Source organism: Paenibacillus sp. J2TS4 (genome assembly GCF_018403245.1).
GTDB lineage: Bacteria > Bacillota > Bacilli > Paenibacillales > NBRC-103111 > Paenibacillus_L.
On sequence record NZ_BOSH01000002.1, the window covers coordinates 661354 to 681875 of the forward strand.

Consider the following 20522-nt stretch of genomic DNA (forward strand, 5'->3'; position numbering starts at 1 on the left):
GCGAGCTTCTCCCCAGAAAGCGGGCACTGCTGACGGCAGCAAGAAGCTTTATCCAGCATTAAATCGGAAACAGGTATGGCCGACAGTCCCAAGCTCCGTCTTGCTTTCCATTGGAAGCGAGCTATCTTTTCAGACGATAGCTTCATCATTATTCAATCAGCGACAACCAGCCCCCCTGACTTCAGCGGGGGTGTTCCTTGCCAAAGGTCTCCCTCCTTATCGTTATATGTAATGGGCCCTGCCGCCTACCTTTATTGTATTCTGAGGATTACTTTACTTTCCCATTTATGTAAATTTCCACTTAAGAAGAAGCTCCCCCAACATTTGCAAATCGCAGCTTATCCAGCAGCAGGTTCAGCGGGAATAATCCCGCCTACTGTTCCTGCCGCGTCCACCTTGCAAAGGAGAGCTATCACCATGTTTCGATATCAATATAAGTGCAGCGGATAGGGATAGTTCCAGCGAGCACCTGTGCGATTACAAATCCAGCGGCGTCCCTAATTCAATAGAGCGGTGAATGGCATGCACCAGCTTCGTATTGAGCAGTCCGTCCTCCGGTCCGGCAAGCGGCTCGGTATCCATCCGGATATTATCGATGAAAGCATTCAGCATATGACTTGGGGGCCCAAGCAGCATTCCGTTCACCGGGGTGCCCAATGTCGGTACATGCTTGAAAGCCTGGCCGGCCTGATGCACCATCTGATCGTGCAGATCGATGTAGAAGGCCCCATCCTCCCCAATAATTTCATATTTGAAATCTACAATCAATGGCATCGATTCCGGTAAAATCCAGCTCGTCGTGAACGTGGCATTCGTACCATCGGCAAAAGTTACCACCGTCTGAATCGAATCGTATGTGTCGATGCCCATAGACAATAGCTTTTGTTTAGTCCCGACAGCATAGACTCTAACCGGTCTAACCCCCGCCTTAAGATAGCAGGCCATGTCGGTGGAATGGGCCAGCAAGAACCAGCCCGGCGAAGAGCCCTTCGACCATTTCAGCATTTTCGTCGGCACGAAGATCGTATCGTTAAGCCGCGAATTCATCGTCAGAATGCTGCCGATCTCTCCTCGGCGCACAGCCTCGCTGACGGCAATGAACGGAGCGCTCCAGCGATTCTCGAACGCCACCAAACATTTGACTCCGGCATTCTGCACAGCATCGTACATCCCCTGCGCTTCTTCCACGCTGGTGGAGAACGGCTTCTCCACCAGGATGTGCAGGCCGCGGGCCGCCGCCAGCATGACTGGCTGCTTATGGAGAAAATCGGGAGTAGCCACTACAAGAGCGTCCAAGTCCGCCTCGCGAATCATTTGCTCTACATCCGTATAGCCCTTTACTTGATAACAGTCAACGCTGTGCTTCAGGCTCTGCTCGTTCAAGTCGCTTACCGCAGCGAGCTCTGCGTAACGGTTCTGCCCTATAGTATCGGCGAACAGCTTGCCGCGCAGCCCCATTCCAACGATTCCGATTTTAATCATCTGCGTATCTCCCCTATAAATTAAAGTGGTTTAGTCTGTAATACTGAGACCGGCCGCCGCAGACTGCGGCATGACGGATTATTGTAACCGGACTTTATTTAACAGCCCCTGCGGTCATGCCCCTTACCAAATATTTTTGCATGGACCAGAAAATAACGACGATCGGCAGCGTAGTCAATGCGGAGCCCGCCATAATATAATCCCAATTCACAATGTATTGTCCCTGGAAGCTGGCGATGCCAACGGACAGCGTCCATTTCTCCGCGCTATTCAGCAAAGTGAAAGCGAACAGAAACTCGTTCCAGCTGGTTATAAAGGAAAAGATGGCAGTTACGACCAAACCCGGCAAAGTCAGCGGCAGCAGAATGCGCAAGAATGTCGTCCATCGGTTCGCCCCATCAACCATCGCGGCTTCGTCAATCGTCGGAGAAATCGTATCGAAGTAGCCTTTGAGCATCCATGTGCAGAAGGGGACAGCAAACGTCGTATAAGCAAGCACCAGCGCCAGATGAGTGTTCAATAAGTTCAGGTCTTTCATAATAATGTATAGCGGGATAATCAAAAGCGAGCCGGGCAGCATCTGAGTAATCAGGATGATATACCCTATCCCCATCCGGCCGCGAAACTGGAATCTCGACATCGCATAACCGCCCAGCGCGGAGATGGTGATCGAAAACAGAGTCGTCAGTAGAGAAACGACCGTGCTGTTGACGAACCAGTTAATAAAGTTCAAGTTATCGTCGGCTTTGGTGTTCAGCATATTATCGTAACCGCTCCAATTCAGCTGATCGGGAATAATGACCGGAGGATTGCGATAAATTTCTTCCTGCGGTTTAAACGATATATCGACCATCCAGAGGAACGGGAAAACAGCAAACAGACAGACGAGAATAACGAGACAGTAAATGACTAGTTTTTTCAAGATGCCGACTCCCCCGCTTTCGATGCTTTTAAATAGATGAAAGTAAAGATGAGCGAGAATACGAGCAGAATCATGCCGCCCGCGGCCGCTTCCCCGAATTTATAGTAATCGAAGCCGGACCGATACACGAAGATCGAGAATATTTCCGTAGCGCGGTTCGGACCGCCTCCCGTAAGCACATACACCAGCGCAAAATCCCGGAGCGTCCAGACGACGAGCAACAAAAATACGATCATCGATACGGGACGAAGCATAGGCATAGTAACGTGGAGGAATTTCCTCCAGATGGAGGCTCCGTCCATCGTCGCCGCCTCATACAAATCATCGGGAATACTTTGCAGCCCGGCCAGAAGCATAAGGGCGACAAAGGGGAAGCCCTTCCAAATGTTGACCAGCATCGCCGCGTTAAGCGCCAGATTGCCCTCTCCAAGAAAAGAGAGTGGAGTATCAATGAGATGCAGGGACATTAAAATATGGTTGATAATGCCGTATTGGTAGTCGTACATCAGGACAAAAATAAGGCACGTCACCACCTCGGACATCGCCCAAGGGATTATAATCAACGCCCGGGCGAGACTTCTCCCGGCAAATTTTTTATTGAGCAGGAGAGCGGTGCCGAGCCCGAGCAAAAACCTTGCGATGACGGTTACGGCGAGGTAGATGCCAGTAATTCCAAGCGATGTGAAGAAATAGTCGGATTTAACGACACCCACGTAATTTTGCAAACCGACGAAAGGATGTCCGCCAATCGGCTTGGCGATATACCAATATTGAAAGCTCATCAGCGCCGCTTTAAAGATGGGATACAGCAAAATGCAGCACACGGTAATGACCAGCGGAGCGATGAAGAAATAAGCGGTTCTGTTCTTTTTAAGCGCTCTCCACTCCCTTCTCCAGAAGGATACTTTAGGAGCAAACGTTGCTTTGTTCGTTATCATGCGGGATTACCCTTCCTTTCTTCCGGTCCCTCGCGGGAACGCGAACGCTCCCGCAATAGACTTCCGGAGGATTGGCTAGAATCGGCCGGAATCGGTTTAGCCTTGCCGAGCCTACTTCATCACTTCCTTCATTTTGGCTGCGGCTTCGTCCAGCGTCTCCTTGGCGTCGGCCTGACTGACGAACATTTTCTCCGCCGCATTCTGCATAATTTGCGCCAGCTCGCCCTGCTCGGCTATTGGCGGGTCCATAACGGCCGGACCGTAATCCTTCTCGACATAGTCCAGAAATTTCGCGGCAAGCGGATTTTCCTTGCTGTATGCTTCTGAGCCGGAGTATTCCTTGTTGCTCGGAATCATCCCGGACAGTTGAATGATCTCCTGTGCTTCCGGCGTCGTCATCCACTCGAGAAACTCCCAGGCTTCCTTCTGATGCTTGCTCTTCTTGGAAATCATGGTAACGAGCGGATACATCGTCGGATTAGGCTTATACTCCTGTCCGTTGTACTCCACGACCGGCTGGGGGATCATCCCGAGATCGTCCATCAGCTTCTCGTCCCTCTCCCGGGTCATGCCGATGAACCACGGGCCGTCCATGATCATCGCCGCCGCGCCGTTCCAGAACATTTCACGCGTCGTCTTCTTATCTCGGGTTCCAGCCGGTGTGGCGTTGGAATCCTTCAGCAGATCCTGCCACCACTCAGCCGCCCATACGTTCGCTTCGGAGTTTACGTTGATGCGGTCCGGATCATAGGGACCGCTCTCTCCATCCGGGAAATAGACACCGCCCGAAACCGGACGCGCCACAAGCCGGTACCATTCGGAGGAGGTGAACGTATGGGACGAGGCGACGCTGGCGAATCCGTATTGATCTAGCTTACCGTCGCCGTTCGTGTCCGCTCCGAGCTTGGCGGCCGCGTTCTTGAAATCTTCCAGCGTGCGGATGTCGTCTGGGTTCACGCCGGCTTTTTCCAATAGAGATTTGCGGTAAAAAATCCCCGTCGATCCCCAGGCATAGCTGGATATTGCGTAATAAGAACCATCCAGTTTATTCAACTCCTGCCCGACCAGCTTCGTCTCCAAATCCGTGCCTTTAATGTACTCATCCAGATTGACGAAAGCGCCTCCTTCCACAAGGGCGTTGTAGCGGGCCAGGTTTTCAGGATACAGCTGGACGATGTCTCCCTGGGTCCCGGCAACAACTTCCGTCGTCAACTTGTTAAAGAAGTTGTTATAATCGGTTCCGTGAACGGTAATTTCCACATTCGGATTGATTTCGTTATATTTTTGCAGCAGCATGTCGATCGCCTTCTTATGCGGGGCTTCCGTATAAACAGACGTTTCGAACGTCAGTTTAACCTTCCCGCTGCCGTTTCCATCCGCAGAATTCCCGCCTTCCGTATCCGTTCCTCCACAGCCGGCCAATACCGCAGGGACTGCTACCATTAGCGCCATTCCGGCGGCCAATTTTCTCGTAAGCCTTTTCATCATATTACGCTGACTCCCTTTCGTGGACATGATAGTGTTCACTGACCTATTCGTGTTGCGGAATTCCATACTCTATATTTCAGGTTCCGGACCTGCCACGATTCTATACCGGACCGGAACCACGGCTCAATAAACACTTTTCCCCCGCATAGACTTAATGTCAGCTTTAAACGGGAAAAAACCGGTAAGCTTCAGACGATGGCGTTGTTAAAATTTGCCTCGCTTCGATCTTGCCGGTGTTCACCATAAACTTTTTTCGCCGATTAATTTATGTCGCCATGACTACTGTTTTTGCGGAAATCGCCAGGCGATACTCCGGTGATTTTCTTGAACGTGCGGATGAATGAAATCGAGCTTCCGTAGCCTGTCTGTACGGCAATATCTTGAACGGAGTCCGCCGTTTCCGTTAACAGCCGCTTGGCATGCCTCATTCTCAATTCGATGAGGAAATCGACGAACTTCACGCCGAATACTTCCTTGAACAGCTTGCTGACATACTTGCCATTCATGCCGAACTGATCACCGAGTGAATCGAGAGACAGGTCCGGATCGGTGAAGCGGTTTTCTATGAACGTCTTCACTTCCTCCATAAGCATCAGGTGATTACGCGATTGGCGAAGCTCTCGGACATGTCCGGCATAATCGTCCAGAATCGTTGTCCATTGTTCCTCGATCCCGTCCACCGTTTCGAAAGAATCCAGCGCCTCGTACATCCGGGGCAATATTTCATTATTCCATAGACTCTGGAATTCCTCTCCCATGCCATCGATGGCCCGATTCAAGTGAAACAGGAAGTGATTCATCAACCCAGCGATATCCTGCCGCGACAGCAAGCTGCTTCTAATTTGTGCAAACAGCTCATGCAGACTGCTCCTCCACTCTTCCTCAGAAAAACGATAATGCCGGACCACAGCTTGGATAAGCTGCTGGTGACTGTAAACCTCCCCGCGGGGTTTGCCGATTTCGGTAGAGCGGATCCATCGGTTTGTTCCCAGCACCGCCTTGTAGTTGAGTCCATCCAATGCTTCTCTATATGAATTTTTGAGACCCGTCGGATGATCGACCGCTTCTCCTATTCCGATCGTTACGGTCAAGCTGAGATTATGATCTACCCAATCCCGGATCGACTCGAGAAGTGACACCGAATACGCCCCGTCGTCCCGTTCGCCCTCAGGCACGTGCAGCATCCCGCTCAATTGATTCCCTGACGACCATAGAGTCCAGATCGGACCGTAACGGGTGCCCGCACTTTCCTGAACGACGCTGCTCAAGGCGAATTTCATTAAATTTTGATCCCGGCTGTTATACTTTCGGCAAAAATCCGAATACCGGTCGATTTCAATCACAAAAACCATCTGCCGTCCGAACACTTCGGGCATATGGAACCTGCCCATCTCCTGCCTCCATTCCTCCATGCTCAACGGCCTTGTGCCTTCCAATAGCTCGTAAAACATAAATTTTCGTTTGACGGACAAATCTTTTTCATGTTGCTTCTCGAAATCATTGGCCTCTTCGATCAAGCCTTCCAAAGCGGTCTGGATGAAATGAAATTCGTTCCGCTCGCTGCTCCCCCCTGACCTCGCCTTCTGCTGGGAATACGTTTGGATTCGAGAAACGATTAATTCGATAGGCTTATAATTTCTCTTCGTGACGTAAATCATCCAAACAATTCCACCGATCACCATCATTAGTCCGACGGCCAGCCAAATATTGTACAAGCTCGTTATAAAATGCACTACCGTCCCGTTCCGCAAGCCGCTCTGCAGCTTCCATTCCGTATAATCCGACGAATATTCGGCAAACACTTCCTGACTCGCTATGCCTTGTTCGGATGCCTGCTGCACCCTTTCTGAGCCGGCTGCGGAAAATAATTGATTGCCTTCCCTATCCAGCAAATTCATAAAACTGACTTTGGCATCGAACATCTGACTGACCGATTCCAGCAGTGTATCCGTTTTCACATTGACGACCATCATTCCCTTATTCTGGCTGAATATAGGAATCCCGCGGGTGAGGCTGACGACCGTATGATCGGTATTGGTGAAAGTTTCCTTGTAGGTTCTTGCGTTGGACCATCGGCTGTTCGGCGCATGCTCCTGCTGCTGGACGAATGAAGCATCCGGAAACTGCTCCAGCGGGTAGGACGTCCCTCCGCTCAACACCGTTTGATCATTGAAGCGCACGAGATAGATCGAATCAATCAACGGATTGGCGAGCTGCAGCTGCTGCATCGCATTCATGGCCTGAACATCCAGATACAAATCGACATTCTGATCCTGAGCAAAATAACGGGCCAGGTCCTGATTGTTCATAATATCGAGAGTCACCTTCTCATCGATCGATTTCAACGAATAGTCAAGAAGCTGAATGGCCTGCTGAGCCAGAAAATCATTCGCTTTGACCGCATTGTTCCGATTCTGTACGCTTAAGGTCTGAAAGAAAATAAAAAATAAAAAGGCGGTTACAATGAAAAAGACAGGAAGATAAGAAAAGAGCGTCCGGTAAAACCAAGTTTTATTCATTCCGAATCCCTCACTGATTCTAATTTTGGAAGTAAGCGGTTACTATAGGAATTATTAACCAAATGCCTCCAGGGAGCGAAAAAACATCCCTTTTCCCTGTGGCTTTGCTCTAAGACCCGCCAAGGGAAGGATGTCTTTTACTTGATGATCCTATCATATTTTGCTGCCGCTGAACAGCCTTTGACCTGCACAGTTCATTTTGGTACATTCAGGACAGAGGTGATCCAATGATTAAACTGGGCATTCTGGACCAATGTCAAATAAGCGAAGGCCGAACCGCGGCCGACGCATTGAATGAATCGAAACAGCTCATTCAGGAAGCGGAGAGGCTCGGCTACACCCGGTATTGGGTGTCCGAGCACCATGCTTCCAAGGCGCTGGCTTTTTCCAGCCCGGAAGTGCTGGTGGCTCATCTGGCGGCGGCAACGTCCCGCATCCGCGTCGGCTCCGGCGGCGTTATGCTTCCCCATTACAGCTCGTACAAGGTGGCGGAAAACTTCCGCCTGCTTGAAGCGCTTCATCCGGGAAGAATCGATCTCGGGCTGGGCCGTGCTCCGGGCGGCTTGCCGCTGGCTACCCGGGCTCTCCGCGAGGGCAAATATACCGGTGTGGACCAGTATCCGCAGCAGGTCGCCGATTTGACCGGTTATTTGCACGATGCCCTCCCGCCGGAGCACCCTTTTGCCGGGCTGCTGGCTTCCCCCGCTATCCCCACGGCACCGGAGCTGTGGCTCCTCGGTTCGAGCCAGGATAGCGCAAGAATTGCCGCGCAGCAAGGGACGGCTTACGCTTATGCGCAATTTTTCGGCGTACCGGGCGGCGAGACGGCGATGAAATACTATCAGGAGAACTTTCAGCCCTCGCTTCTGAACGATCGCCCCCGAGCGTTAACCGCCGTCCTGGCCGTTTGTGCCGAAACGGAGGAAGAAGCCAACCGGCTCGCGTCGAGCACCGAATTGTTCTTCCTGCGCTTGGAGCGCGGAATGGAGCTGTCATCGTTTCCATCGGTAGAAACGGCCATGAACTATCCCTACACCGATTTCGACCGGGAGCGAATCCGCCACGGCCGCGAACGGCGCATGGTCGGTACGCCCGCGCAGGTGAAGGAGCAAATGCTTCAATTGAGCAAGCAATATAATACCGATGAACTGGTCGTTGTCACCCCGACCCATGACTTCTCGGCCCGGATTCGTTCTTACCGGCTTCTGGCCGAAGCTTTCGGGTTGAACGGGCGCGTCTAACCGTAAGTCCGCCGTTGGACGAAGGACGCGAGACGCAGGAAACGAAATGGCGGACCACGGATGCAGCCTCATAGAGCTGGTGCCGGAGGCTCACTAAACGGGGTGCGGGTATATTAAATCCACCATTCACCCCGTCCCCCATTGTACGCCGAAAACCTCCAAATCCAAGGTTACTAGTGGAATTGGAGGTTTTCTAATTTAAGTGGAACCCTTATGAATGAAGGGCCGCCTGCCGTTTGAAGTGATCCTCCAGAACGATGCAAGCCATGGCCTCGACGACCGGAACGATTCGGGGACAGATACAGGGATCGTGTCTTCCCTCGGTCCGGATCGTCTGCTCCTCCCCGTTGATGTCGATCGTCTGCTGGGGAACAGAGATGGAAGAGGTCGGCTTGACAGCCAATCGGAAGACAATTTCCTGGCCGGTACTGATGCCCCCGATAATTCCCCCCGAATGATTGCTCAAATATCCGGAGCTGTCCATCGGATCATTATGCTCGCTTCCCAGCATCCGGGCCGCCTTGAACCCGGCACCGAATTCGATCCCTTTAACGGCACCGATCGACAGCATCGCTTTGGCGAGCTCTGCGTCCAGCTTGTCAAATACAGGCTCCCCGATGCCCGGGACCACTCCTCTGATGCGGCATTCAACAATGCCCCCGCAGCTATCTCCGACACGGGCCAACGACTCGATTTTTTCCACCATTTGCCCTACTACATCGGGATCACAGGCCCGAACCGGGTTGTTCTCGATTTCGCTTTCCACAAAGTTCTGGCATTGAATTCCACCGACTTCCGTCGTATAGGCCACGATGCTGACGCCCCGTCTTTCCAGCAGCTTCCTGGCCAGAGCGCCCGCGGCTACCCGGCCGGCCGTCTCCCTTCCGGATGCCCGGCCGCTTCCCCGATGGTCTCTTATCCCATATTTCTGCAAGTATGTGAAATCCGCATGTCCCGGACGGAATGAATCTTTAATCTCATCGTATGCGGAAGGCCTCATATCTTTGTTATATAAAATCATAAACAGAGGCGTCCCCGTCGTTTTTCCTTCATAAGTTCCTGATAGAATCGATACGGTATCGTACTCTTTTCTTGATGTCGTAATGGAAGACTGCCCCGGCTTTCTCCTATCCATCTGCTTCTGGATGTATTCCAAATCGATCTCTACTCCGGGGGTGACCCCGTCCACGATTACACCCACCGCCTCGCCGTGAGATTCCCCAAATGTAGTAATTTTATACGCTTGCCCGAATGAATTTCCTGCCATCCAAACCATCCCCCTTAATTTAGGTCAGCACTCTCTTAATTTATGATATCGAGAATGATTACTGCAAGCTCATGCTCCGTTGCTCCAGCATGCTTGGACCCGCTGCAAAAAACCATTTCATTTTGACACATGAGCTTGACTCTCCTTGACTCTCATTATAATGTGGAAATTGAAATAAATGAAATCGAAATATTACCACATTGCGATAGAGGGGTTCTATACCATGATGAATTTGGAAGGATACCGCATCTTTCTCCATACCGCCAGAGCAGGGAATTTAACCAAAGCGGCCCAGGAGCTTCACATCACTCAGCCGTCGGTAAGCTACGCCATTAAGCAAATGGAGGACGCTCTCGGCGTCAAGCTGTTTCACCGCTTGTCCAAAGGAGTGGAGTTGACGGCGGAGGGCCGCGCTCTGCTTGAGTACGTAGAGCCCTCCTTCTCCCTGCTGGAAGCGGGAGAGAACAAAGTCCGCTCGCTGAAACGCCTCGAAGCGGGGGAGCTCCGCATTGGCGCCGGAGGATCGCTCATCCGGCATCTGCTATTACCCTATCTCGATCGATTCCATACTCAATATCCGGACGTTCGGATCCGGCTGTCTCACGGCAAAACCCCGGATCTGGCCAAAAGACTGATCGATGGCCAGATCGATTTGGGAATTGTGCACATGCCGTTTACGGATCGGCAGCTTGACGTTCGGCCGCTGATCACGATCGAGGATTGCTTTGTCGTAGGAGAGGCTTACCGGCACATGGCAGAACGAATCTTAGCCGCAGAGGAGCTGTTAAACCTGCCGCTTCTCCTGTTATCCAGAGGAAGCAGCACCCGGGAATTCGTCGAGCAATGGTTTGCCGCACAAGGGATGCCGCTTGAGGTAGACATTGAGCTGGGCAGTTTGGAGCTGCTGATCGAACTGGCGCGGCTCGGGTTTGGCGCCGCCTTCGTCACCCGCTCTTTTGTCAAGAAGGAGCTGGAAGCCGGAAGCCTGTACGAACTGCGGATTCGCGAGCCGATTCCATCCCGCAGTGTCGGAATTGCCCTGCGCCGCGACATATCTTTATCCGAAGCGGCAAGCCGCTTTGTGGAGACGTTAACTTCACCGCCAAGCGAATTATCCAACTAATGGCCCCCTTGGTATAATCCATCGACACTCTGAGGATTGCCTGCTTGGATGGAACAGAATATAATTGAGGTCCATAACCTCATCACTTTGTTTTGAATGGAAGACGGGAGGAAGCCCAGTTGATCGTAGATACATTGAAGGTGTTTGTAACTGTGGTAGAGCAGAGCCACTTTTCCAGGGCGGCCGAGAAACTCAATCTGTCTCAGCCCGGCGTAAGTCTGCATATTCGAAACTTGGAGAATGAATTCGGGAGCAAGCTATTGCACCGGACCTCCAAGCATGTCAAAATGACGGAGGCCGGCTCCATCCTGTATAATCGCGCCAAGCAAATATTGGCTCTATATGAGGAAGCAAGAGAGGAAATTCACCTGTTAAGGGATGAGGTGACGGGCTCTGTAAACATCGGGGCCAGCTATACGATCGGAGAATACGTACTGCCGCATTTATTGGCGGAATATACGAATGTATATCCGTTGGTCGAAACATACGTCACGATTGCCAATACGGAAGAAATCACCCGGGCCGTACGCGCCAATGAGCTCGATCTGGGTTTAGTGGAGGGAGAGGTCGATGTGCCGGAGCTTCGGACCAGCCCTCCTTTTGCCGAGGATGAAATGGTACTGGTGGCTCCACCCGTGTGCCCCCTCTGCTCGATGGGATCAGTAGACGTATCCAAGCTTCAGGATCAGACATGGGTCTACCGAGAACCCGGCTCGGGAACCCGCGCATACAGCGACCGTTTTATTATGGAATCGGGACTTCGTGTGCAACGCTCTTTCGTGTTTAACAGCAATCAGGGAGTTAAGGAAGCGGTGATGGCCGGATTGGGCATCGCTGTGTTATCCCGCCTCGTTATTCGCAAGGAATTGGAGTCAGGGGAGCTGTGCGGCATTACTATAAAAGGCAGGCGCATGAAGCGGAATTTTTCTATCCTCCAGGATCCAAAATCCCCCTCTACCATGGCGGTCACCATGTTCATCCGCAAACTGGGAGAGCTCGAATCGTTGAAATAGATGGGATTCTGTAAATAGGGCTGCGCTGTTTATCTTCTCGGAGGCATGACGCAGCCCGATATAGGGGTTATTTTTTCCGGCCCTTCACGATTCGCACAGGCGGAAACATTTGATAATGAGGGCCTATCACTTTCACTTCAGCCGTATGGAGCCGTTGGAGGGTTTCCGCATATTGACGCACATGCTGGAAATCCAATAGGGCAAAGCGCCCGCCCTTCTTTAACACGCGGACAATTTCTGCCAGCGCCTTGTCCCTATCTTCCTTATTCTTAATATTATGAATGGCCAAGCTGGAAACGACCGCATCAAAATGATTATCGGGAAACGGAATCTGCCGCATGTCTCCGTCTACAACCTCCACCCGGTCGGCCACTCCTTCCACTCGAGCATTGGCTAGCGTCGCCTCCGGATGATTTCCGGATTGATCCTGCTTATTCCAAATGTCCAAGCCAACCGCTTTACCGGACGTAAGCCTTCTCGCCGCCTCATTCAATAGAAGCCCGCGGCCGCATCCGGCATCCAGCACCAGCTCGTCTCCGCGAAGCGGAATGAGGTCAAGCAGTCTTTCTCGTTCACGGAATTTCCCCACCTTGCTGCTCCATACCATATACACTCCTTCCCCACAACCGATAAGGAAGGTAATCAGCAGAATCGTCCCGAGAGAATTACCCAGCCACTGAAGCTTTGCTGGAAATACGTTATAAGATAGAATAGATAAAATCAAACAAGCGATCCCAAGCAGAATCAGATTGCGAACAACATTCGGGGCATCCACCCCGTAGTTCCCTTTGCGATACCCGACGGAATCCACTCTTTCTTCCCCCTTTTTCTCCAAAGCTTACTATTACACTACGTCCCTGACTTTGCTTTCATTCCATTGGCAGTCGCCAAAAAATGATTCCTCATTTCAATATAGTGATCTTATCTTCGATCGCGCATTGATTTTCCTCATCCCATACAATGGATATTTCAAAGGTCCCCTCCTCGAAGAACAGCGGAAACCTTCGCCTGAACCAAGGCTGCATCGGCAATTCCAGCGCTTCTTTAATCGGCACCCATGCCAGTTCTCCTTCGGGAGGGTTATGGAGCAGCTCGCCTTCATAATCTTCTGCCAAATAATTAAACACCATATACCGGTAGTTGGTCTGAGGAACGACGTATTCGTCCAAGCCCTTATAGATCAGGCGGTTAATTCGTAAACCGGTTTCTTCATAAACTTCCCGAATGGCCCCTTCTGTCGGACTCTCCGGAAAATCAATCTTGCCTCCGGGACCAATATACCCGGGAAACCCTCTATGATCCGGACGCCGGATCAACAAAACCCGGTCTTTCTCTTTGACTAAACACATAGTATACATACCATATCGAATCTCGTTAGACATAGCTGCTTCTCCTTAAAAAGTGTGCTCTTAGTATTCCTTAACAGATTTACACTCGTTATTACTTATTCTCTTTGAATTCATTCCTCCGGGATTTGCATTTACTAGATTCATGCTTGTGGGACTTATGAGCATAGCTTGACGATTTCTTGATGGACTTGAATACATAATAGCCCTGCTCTTCATATATTTGGACACCGCCAAAAATAGCGATCATCTTCTGTTTATACCAATCCTTCCGCTTCGTTACCAGATACATTCTGCCTCCAAGCTCCAGCCGGTTAAACCCTTTTTCAATAAAATGCTTCGGAACGGCAAAATCAACATGATAAGGAGGATTGGACAAAATGACGCTGAAGCCGGTCTCCTTGAAATCTTTAAAACCATCGCTGCAATAAACCTTAATCCCGGGTACTTGATTAATCTCGATGTTTTCCTCTGCTGCATCAACAGCCGCCTTATGGACATCCACCATAACTACTCTTTCCGGTCCGACGATTTTGGCCGCATAAATACCGACTACCCCATAACCGCAGCCCAGATCCAATACTTTATCCTCTTTGCCAAATTCAACCTTCGATAGCATAGCCAAGGTCCCTTGATCGATCCGGTCTGGAGAAAAAAGGGCTGGATCCGTTTTAAAACCAAGGGACTGACCCTGAATCATGACATGGATCAATTACATAACCTCCAAGCTTCGCCTAACCGAAATCCCCCTCCCCAATCCTCGCTATAGTAGTAGAAAGAGACTTCTTGGGAAACGGTTAATCAAACTCTCCATTACCAAGGGAATTCCTCGTTCAAAGGCTGTGTGAAGCTCCCTGTATCTTTAATCGTCAAGCTGTTGGCCCAATGGTACAGGTTCAGAGCTCCAGTGGAGGGCTCCATATCCGCATCAGTGGAGGCCATTCTCGTTTTCAATTTTCCCGGATGCACCGCACAAACCGTAATGTTCTGCTCAAGCAATTCCTGGCTTAAACATAGACTGAACATATTCTGTGCGGCTTTGGCCATCCGGTAGGAATACGAAAAATGACGGTCGCTAAATTCCCCGGATGCCACTTTATTTAGCGAGCCCAAACGCGATGATATATTAATAAGACGAGGATTGTCCGAATTGCGCATCAACGGCAAACACGCCTGCACCACCCGTATGGGACCTAGGCAATGAATGTTGAACAGGTCGCTGATCTCCCCGGTCCTTACCTCCTCAATGAGATATTCTTTCCCCGAAATCCCGGCGTTGTTAATGACAATATCCAACCGATTCGTTCGCTTGGCTACGGCTTCGGAAATAAGCTTCTTGGCCTGATCATCAGACAGATCCGCGATTATGGGAAAGCAGCGCTCAGGATGAGCATCCTCCAGAAATCGGGCCGCTTCTTCGGTTCGCACAACCGGATAAACCGTACAATGATTGCTTAAATAAACTTTTAAACACTCATATCCGAATCCGCGATTGGCTCCGGTAATCAATACATGATCCATCGGTATCCCTCCTTCCAACCATGTATACCCTATGCGGCACGAAAGAAGTACTCCCTTCTGTTCCAAAGGGAACGTGCCTTTTGAGGTTCCAACCCCCAACCACATGGCATGAATGTCTGGCGACAGCCTCTCTTATTTATTAAATAGAAATTGCTTCCATTTATTATACTACTACCCACTCTTTCTTTACTACTTATTTCCTTTTTAACTTAATATCTCAACTTTCGTAGAGCGAAAATTAGCTTGAAACCTCGCAGTGACTGAGCGTGAAGAGATCAGGTAGTCTTGCTTTTTTCGCCTAGTTGTCATTTTCCCCGTAAGAAAAAAGCAGCATCTAACTGCTTCTCCGCCTGGTTGTCCTTTTTCGCACCTGGGAAAAGTGCAGGTAGAAGGGAAGCGTCTAACTGTATTTTATGTAGGTAAATTGAAGCGAATGGGGCAGTTTGATTAGACTAGATGGAAAAACCGCATTTAAAATGGAGGTTTTTTGCTGATATCCCTCTTTTCGAACAAAATAGATGGAGGTTTTCCATTTAATCTTCGATTTCAACCTCAATGGAGCAAACTAGCTGCATGAAATCCATTTAGATCCCCACACTGTGCGAAAGTAGACTGCTAACGTGGTGTGGCACCCGAGATGCTTACGGCTGCTGCCACTTTATGCTCTCCCCATGTTGTGCGAGTATACTGCTAACGTGGTGGCACTAGCAGTTGTCCTATCTTGCGACCTTTTAGCCACCTATGCTCATCTGTACCCCGGTTGGGGGTCCATGAGGCGGGTTGTTCTGTTTGGCTATGTGATGAAGTCGGTATCACTCGACTGGGCTTTAGCCTGCAGCAACGGCTCGAATCGATCAATAAAATCTCCACAAAAGCCGGAAGGAAGCTCACCCTTTGATTCAGCGTCAACTCCAGCAATGAATAGCCAAAATTGCCTAATTACATAAAGGCTGTGTGACGATTTCAAGCTGCGAAAGTTGACTTAATATAGACAAAAAAAGCCGCGGACTCTTCATCAGAAAAATCCACGGCTTGTTTATATACTACCAAATATTCGACTCGGCAGCTCTTTGATTCAAAAATTGGAAGTCTTCATCCTGCAAAGGCTCGACCTTTCCTTTTTGATACCCTTTGCCTTTGGTGGAGAAAAAGTCATGCGTGCTCGTCTCCGTTCTAATACCATTAAGCACGACAGGATTGACCTCCTCCTCTTCAAAGATAGGCTCGATGCCAAGATTCATCAACGCTTTATTGGCGTTGTAGCGAATATACTTTTTAACCTCATGGGTGAGACCAATCGGATCATACAGCTTTTCTGTATATTCCAGTTCATTCTTGTACAGCTCATTCAACAGCTCGTGAACGAACGCGGATGCGGTATTCTGTTCCTCCTCGCTTAACTGCTGGAACAGCTCCTGCGCCAGCAGACCGACGAATACGCCGTGCACGCTTTCGTCCCGAATGATCAGTTTAATAATTTCACCGCTCGCTACCATCTTGCCCTGCCCCGCCAAATATAAAGGGTAGAAAAATCCTGAGTAAAACAGGAAGCTTTCGAGAAATACCGAGGCAACCATTGCCTGATACAGGCTCAGTTGATCCCCTTCCTGAATGTCCCGGTAATAGGAATCGATCCGGTAGGTTTTATATTGGAGCTGTTTATTCTCGCGCACCCATTCGAAGGTGTCGGCAATCAACTCCGAGCTCGCCACCGTCGTAAAGATCGTGCTGTAGCTCTTGGCATGGATTTCCTCCATCGCCGCCTGAAAGATCAGGATCGCTTTCTTCTGCTTGCCCTTCACATGCTGGGCGATTAACGGCATGCCTACGTTACCTTGCTCCGTATCCAGCAGCGTCAATCCGCCCAGCACTCTCATAAACGTCGTCTTCTCATCGTCGCTCAGCTTGGACCAGGATCTCAAATCTTTGGAAATCGGAATTTCCGTATCCAGCCAAAATTGCGACGTGTTCTGGGTCCACAGCAACTCCGTGTAATCGGATTCCGGTGAATTCCAGTTCACCGCTTCAAATGTTCTCATTAGGCTTGCTCCTTCCTTAAACAACGCAGCTGACGCATTCTTCGATCGTTCTCTTTTTCGTCCGCGTATAATAGAGAGTTTTCAATCCTTTTTTCTGAGCGTAAATATAGTACTTGGCTAAATCTCTCGTCGTCAGATCGTCCTTGACATAGAGAATGGTGGATATCGCCTGGTCGATATGAACCTGGACCTCGGCAACGAGATCAATCAGATTGAACATATCCATATCATAAGCTTCTTTATAATAGAAGTAATTTTCTTCACTCAAAAACGGCATCGGATAAATCGTACGGGAATCCCCGTATTCACGCTCCTCAATCCGCTGGGTAATCGGCGCTATCGAAGCCGTCGACGATTGAAGATAAGAGATCGAACCGGTCGGAGCGATCGCCATCCGGTAAGCGTGGTAGACGCCGTGTTCCTTCACCTGTTCTTTTAAGTGGAGCCAGTCTTCCTTCGTTGGAATATCGTGACCTTCGAACAAGGCGATGACTCTATCCGTCTTGGGAGAATAATCGTTCTCGAGATATCGGTCGAAGTAGGCCCCGTTGGCATACTCGCTTTTCTCAAAATCTTTGAATGTTTCCTTCCGCTCTTTAGCAATAAGCATCGAACGTTCCAATGAATAATAGTTAATCATCATAAAGAAGGTGCGCACAAAATCAATCGCTTCCCTGGATTCGTAAGGAATTTTGTTAAGCGCGAGATATCCGTGCAGATTCATCGCGCCCAAGCCGACGGAATGCAGCTCCCGGTTAGCTTTGGCCACGGATGGGACAATGCTGATATTGGTCCGGTCGCTCACCTCGGTCAAAGCGTCCATAGCCAGATGGACGGTACTTCTCACCCGCTTGTTCTGCATCACATTGACTATGTTAAGAGAACCGAGGTTGCAGGAAATATCGCGTTCAATGACGTCTTCCACCCCGTAATCGTTAATGGTCGACACTTCGCTTAATTGAGCAATTTCGCTGCACAGGTTTGAAAACTTGACCCGCCCGATTTCTTTCAGCGCATGATATTTGTTGGCATTATCTACGTACATTATGTAAGGGTAGCCGGATTCCATCTGGATTTGTGCGATTTTAATAATCAAGTCTCTCGCCACGATTTTTTTCTTGCGGATATTCGGGTTGTTTACGAGCTCGTCGTACATTTCTGTAATGTCCATATCGTCCAGATGCTTGCCGTATTCTCTGTAAACCGTGTGCGGATAGAACAGATACATATCTTTGTCCTGCTCCACCAGCTCAAAAAACTTATCCGGGGCCACTACGCCGAGCGACAACGTTTTGATGCGGATTTTTTCGTCGCTATTAATCTTCTTTGTATCGAGAAATTCGTGAATATCCGAATGGAACAGATTCAGGTAGACGACACCGCTGCCGTCGCGCTGCCCCAGCTGGTTGGCATAGGAAAATGCATCCTCAAACAATTTCATGACTGGCAGAACACCGCTCGCTTTGCCGTCCAGACCTTTGATCTGCTCATCCGCTCCGCGAATTTTGCTTAAGTTCAAGCTGACCCCGCCGCCGATTTTGCTTAATTGCAGCGCCGAATTGATCGCAAAGCCGATCGAGTTCATCGAATCGTCTACTTCCAGCAGGAAGCAGCTAACCAGCTCTCCGCGACGTTTTTTACCCGCGTTCAGGAAGGTGGGAGTCGCCGGCTGATATTCTTGTGAAATGAGAAGGTCCGCGTAAAGAGCCGCTTTCTCCATATCCCCGTCGCCCAAAAAAAGCGCCACAACCGCAATCCGATCCTCGTAACGCTCTAGAAACTTCGTCCCGTCGTTCGTCTTCATGGCATAGTTGTTATAAAATTTAAAAGCGCTCATAAACGAAGGAAAGCGGAATTTTTTCGCGTACAGGTCGTCGTATAACTTTTTTACCTCTTTAAAATCATATTGATCAAACAGCTCTTTCTCATAATAATCATGCTCGATCAAATAATCGATTTTCTCCTTCAAATCGTGAAAGAAGACTGTATTTTGGTTGACATAATCAACAAAATAACTGCGGGCGGCTTCCCGGTCTTTCTCAAACTGGTATTTCCCGTCCTTCAACACCATAATTTCATTATTAAGCTGAATCCAATCGGATAGCTGTGTGGACAATGTTATCTACCTCCTGTTTAAACCGTTCGACGTCTTTATTCGTGCCGCTCAGTTCGAATTTCATCAGTAAAGGAACCGAGTACATTTCGGCAATCCGATCTCCGGCCAAGCCGTAGCGGGTACCCCAATTCATGTTTCCGCTGGAAGCTACCCCTTGCAGCAAATGACCGTTGTTCTCCAAAAATTGCAACGTTGTCGGCGGGGCTTGGCCCACACCCGTAGTAAAGGTGATCAGGATGAACGGCTGATCGACGGTCAACCCGTCCGTGATTTGCACACATTCCCGTCCCAGCTTGCTAACGAACCGTTTAACGTTACCCGTCTTAGAGTCGAATACAATGAGCATGGGTTCCCTCCAAAGCAATACTATTAAGCTCTCTACTGTTTGCAATCTTCGTCTTCGGATAGATTCCTAGAAACACAAATCTATCTGCTGATGGAAAATATAAATAAGCTCATCCGCTAGAGATGAGCCTAAAACGACAGCAATAAACCGACAGAGCGTTAATAGCGCTCTGCAAGCATGTCGTTTCTACTTCTCATTCCCCGAAGATGCGAAACTATAGAGAGGAGGCAGGTCTACTGGCTTGTGCGTCATCTTACTTTGAGCCCTTCCCATATAAGCCGCCGTGAGACGATTCTTATACAGTGGCATGCCCATTTCATCCGCACTTACAGTTGCGGGGACAGCTCCGGTATTCCACCGGATTCCCTATTAAGTCGTACTCGACACCTCGATCTCTTGTAACAATATTCAGTTAAATATCCCATATATAGTATCAATGCATCACTTGAGACACTAAATATAGTTCCCTATCGTAATATACACATTTTTTTAGCAATAATCAAGTGGTATTTTTCCGAGAACGTGTTTCATAGCTTTGGCATGGGGCAAAAGACCAACCCAAGAGCCGGTCATTGGGCATTATTTGAAATACAAAATGACACTTGAAGCTCGGAGGCACCTTCCTTGAATGGAAGGACTGCTTTTTTTTCGTGCAGCACATGTACTTCTCAGGGCTGCGGAAATAAGGTCTGCAAGCAAACTCGTTACTGCAACTATTGGACTCGTTTAGACTTTCGTCTCCGGTATTCGACTGCTAAACTCGTCTAGTCTTTCGTCTCCGGTATTCGACTACTAAACTCGTCTAGTCTTTCGTCTCCGGTATTCGAGTATTGTCGTTCAGCGGAGGTGGCTTTGGATCGACTGCAAAAATACAGCAGATAAGATAAGAATCAGACCGATTTCGAGAATCGCCTGCAAATGTGCAGTGGAATCATCCGTTTCATCCCTTATCGAGCCGAAAATGGCCGAAAGCACTGTATTTTTGCAGTAGATGAGCAAAGATCAGACAAATTCTCTCCACAAGGCTGCACTTTCGGCTAGGCCCCCTAATTCCGGAGTCCGTACCACAAAAGAACTAACTTGTATACAATTCCTCTCTTTTTAGAGGTTTTTCATAAGTTTTCGTGATTCTATCGCCGTAAGGGGCCGACTTGACACGGA

At 49.5% G+C, this 20522-nt stretch carries 16 protein-coding genes and 1 riboswitch; of the genes, 3 read left to right on the forward strand and 13 right to left on the reverse strand.

Going from position 1 to position 20522, the window contains the following annotated elements; translation table 11 throughout:
- Positions 1 to 477: 477 nt before the first annotated feature.
- The 5 genes from KJS69_RS07215 to KJS69_RS07235 form a co-directional block, all read right to left on the reverse strand.
- Positions 478 to 1482, reverse strand: a complete 1005-nt coding sequence (locus KJS69_RS07215) for a Gfo/Idh/MocA family protein (protein ID WP_213583010.1) — start codon at positions 1480 to 1482, stop codon at positions 478 to 480.
- Positions 1483 to 1576: 94 nt separating this feature from the next.
- Positions 1577 to 2404, reverse strand: coding sequence for a carbohydrate ABC transporter permease (locus tag KJS69_RS07220; RefSeq protein ID WP_249730401.1), 828 nt, complete (start codon positions 2402 to 2404; stop codon positions 1577 to 1579).
- Positions 2401 to 3342, reverse strand: a complete 942-nt coding sequence (locus KJS69_RS07225; protein ID WP_213583011.1) for a carbohydrate ABC transporter permease — start codon at positions 3340 to 3342, stop codon at positions 2401 to 2403. The genes KJS69_RS07220 and KJS69_RS07225 overlap by 4 nt, the downstream gene beginning before the upstream one ends.
- A 111-nt stretch (positions 3343 to 3453) precedes the next feature.
- Complete coding sequence (locus tag KJS69_RS07230; protein WP_213583012.1) at positions 3454 to 4830, reverse strand: ABC transporter substrate-binding protein; 1377 nt, start codon at positions 4828 to 4830, stop codon at positions 3454 to 3456.
- Between the two features lie 260 nt (positions 4831 to 5090).
- The gene (locus KJS69_RS07235) at positions 5091 to 7349 is read right to left on the reverse strand and encodes a helix-turn-helix domain-containing protein (RefSeq protein ID WP_213583013.1); all 2259 of its coding nucleotides are present in this window, start codon (positions 7347 to 7349) and stop codon (positions 5091 to 5093) included.
- Positions 7350 to 7576: 227 nt separating this feature from the next.
- Between KJS69_RS07235 and KJS69_RS07240 the strand changes: the two genes are divergently transcribed.
- Entirely contained in the window at positions 7577 to 8590 is a 1014-nt protein-coding gene (locus KJS69_RS07240; protein WP_213583014.1) for an LLM class flavin-dependent oxidoreductase, read from the forward strand.
- Between the two features lie 211 nt (positions 8591 to 8801).
- Here KJS69_RS07240 and aroC read toward each other — a convergent pair whose 3' ends face one another.
- The gene (gene aroC, locus KJS69_RS07245) at positions 8802 to 9857 is read right to left on the reverse strand and encodes a chorismate synthase (RefSeq protein ID WP_213583015.1); all 1056 of its coding nucleotides are present in this window, start codon (positions 9855 to 9857) and stop codon (positions 8802 to 8804) included.
- Between the two features lie 223 nt (positions 9858 to 10080).
- On the opposite strand from aroC, the gene KJS69_RS07250 reads away from it, so the two are divergent.
- Positions 10081 to 10980: a LysR family transcriptional regulator gene (locus KJS69_RS07250; protein WP_213583016.1), complete on the forward strand. Its 900-nt coding sequence runs from the start codon at positions 10081 to 10083 to the stop codon at positions 10978 to 10980.
- A 119-nt stretch (positions 10981 to 11099) separates the two neighbouring features.
- The gene (locus KJS69_RS07255; protein WP_213583017.1) at positions 11100 to 11993 is read left to right on the forward strand and encodes a LysR family transcriptional regulator; all 894 of its coding nucleotides are present in this window, start codon (positions 11100 to 11102) and stop codon (positions 11991 to 11993) included.
- 67 nt (positions 11994 to 12060) lie between these two features.
- Here KJS69_RS07255 and KJS69_RS07260 read toward each other — a convergent pair whose 3' ends face one another.
- The 7 genes from KJS69_RS07260 to nrdI all read right to left on the reverse strand — a co-directional run bounded on the left by KJS69_RS07260 (position 12061) and on the right by nrdI (position 19361).
- Positions 12061 to 12804 (reverse strand): class I SAM-dependent methyltransferase, encoded by a 744-nt coding sequence (locus KJS69_RS07260; RefSeq protein WP_213583018.1) that lies wholly within the window; start codon positions 12802 to 12804, stop codon positions 12061 to 12063.
- 91 nt (positions 12805 to 12895) lie between these two features.
- Entirely contained in the window at positions 12896 to 13375 is a 480-nt protein-coding gene (locus tag KJS69_RS07265) for an 8-oxo-dGTP diphosphatase (protein ID WP_213583019.1), read from the reverse strand.
- Between the two features lie 58 nt (positions 13376 to 13433).
- The gene (locus KJS69_RS07270; protein ID WP_213583020.1) at positions 13434 to 14051 is read right to left on the reverse strand and encodes a class I SAM-dependent methyltransferase; all 618 of its coding nucleotides are present in this window, start codon (positions 14049 to 14051) and stop codon (positions 13434 to 13436) included.
- 101 nt (positions 14052 to 14152) lie between these two features.
- The gene (locus tag KJS69_RS07275) at positions 14153 to 14860 is read right to left on the reverse strand and encodes an SDR family NAD(P)-dependent oxidoreductase (RefSeq protein WP_213583021.1); all 708 of its coding nucleotides are present in this window, start codon (positions 14858 to 14860) and stop codon (positions 14153 to 14155) included.
- 1043 nt (positions 14861 to 15903) lie between these two features.
- On the reverse strand, positions 15904 to 16899 hold the full coding sequence (gene nrdF, locus KJS69_RS07280) for a class 1b ribonucleoside-diphosphate reductase subunit beta (protein ID WP_213583022.1): 996 nt from the start codon (positions 16897 to 16899) through the stop codon (positions 15904 to 15906).
- A gap of 16 nt (positions 16900 to 16915) precedes the next feature.
- Positions 16916 to 18970, reverse strand: a complete 2055-nt coding sequence (gene nrdE / locus KJS69_RS07285) for a class 1b ribonucleoside-diphosphate reductase subunit alpha (protein ID WP_249730416.1) — start codon at positions 18968 to 18970, stop codon at positions 16916 to 16918.
- A 10-nt stretch (positions 18971 to 18980) separates the two neighbouring features.
- Positions 18981 to 19361 carry a class Ib ribonucleoside-diphosphate reductase assembly flavoprotein NrdI gene (nrdI, locus tag KJS69_RS07290; protein WP_213583024.1) on the reverse strand — a complete coding sequence of 127 codons (381 nt, stop codon included), beginning with the start codon at positions 19359 to 19361 and terminating at the stop codon, positions 18981 to 18983.
- Between the two features lie 209 nt (positions 19362 to 19570).
- A riboswitch (cobalamin riboswitch) is annotated at positions 19571 to 19767 on the reverse strand.
- Positions 19768 to 20522: the final 755 nt, after the last annotated feature.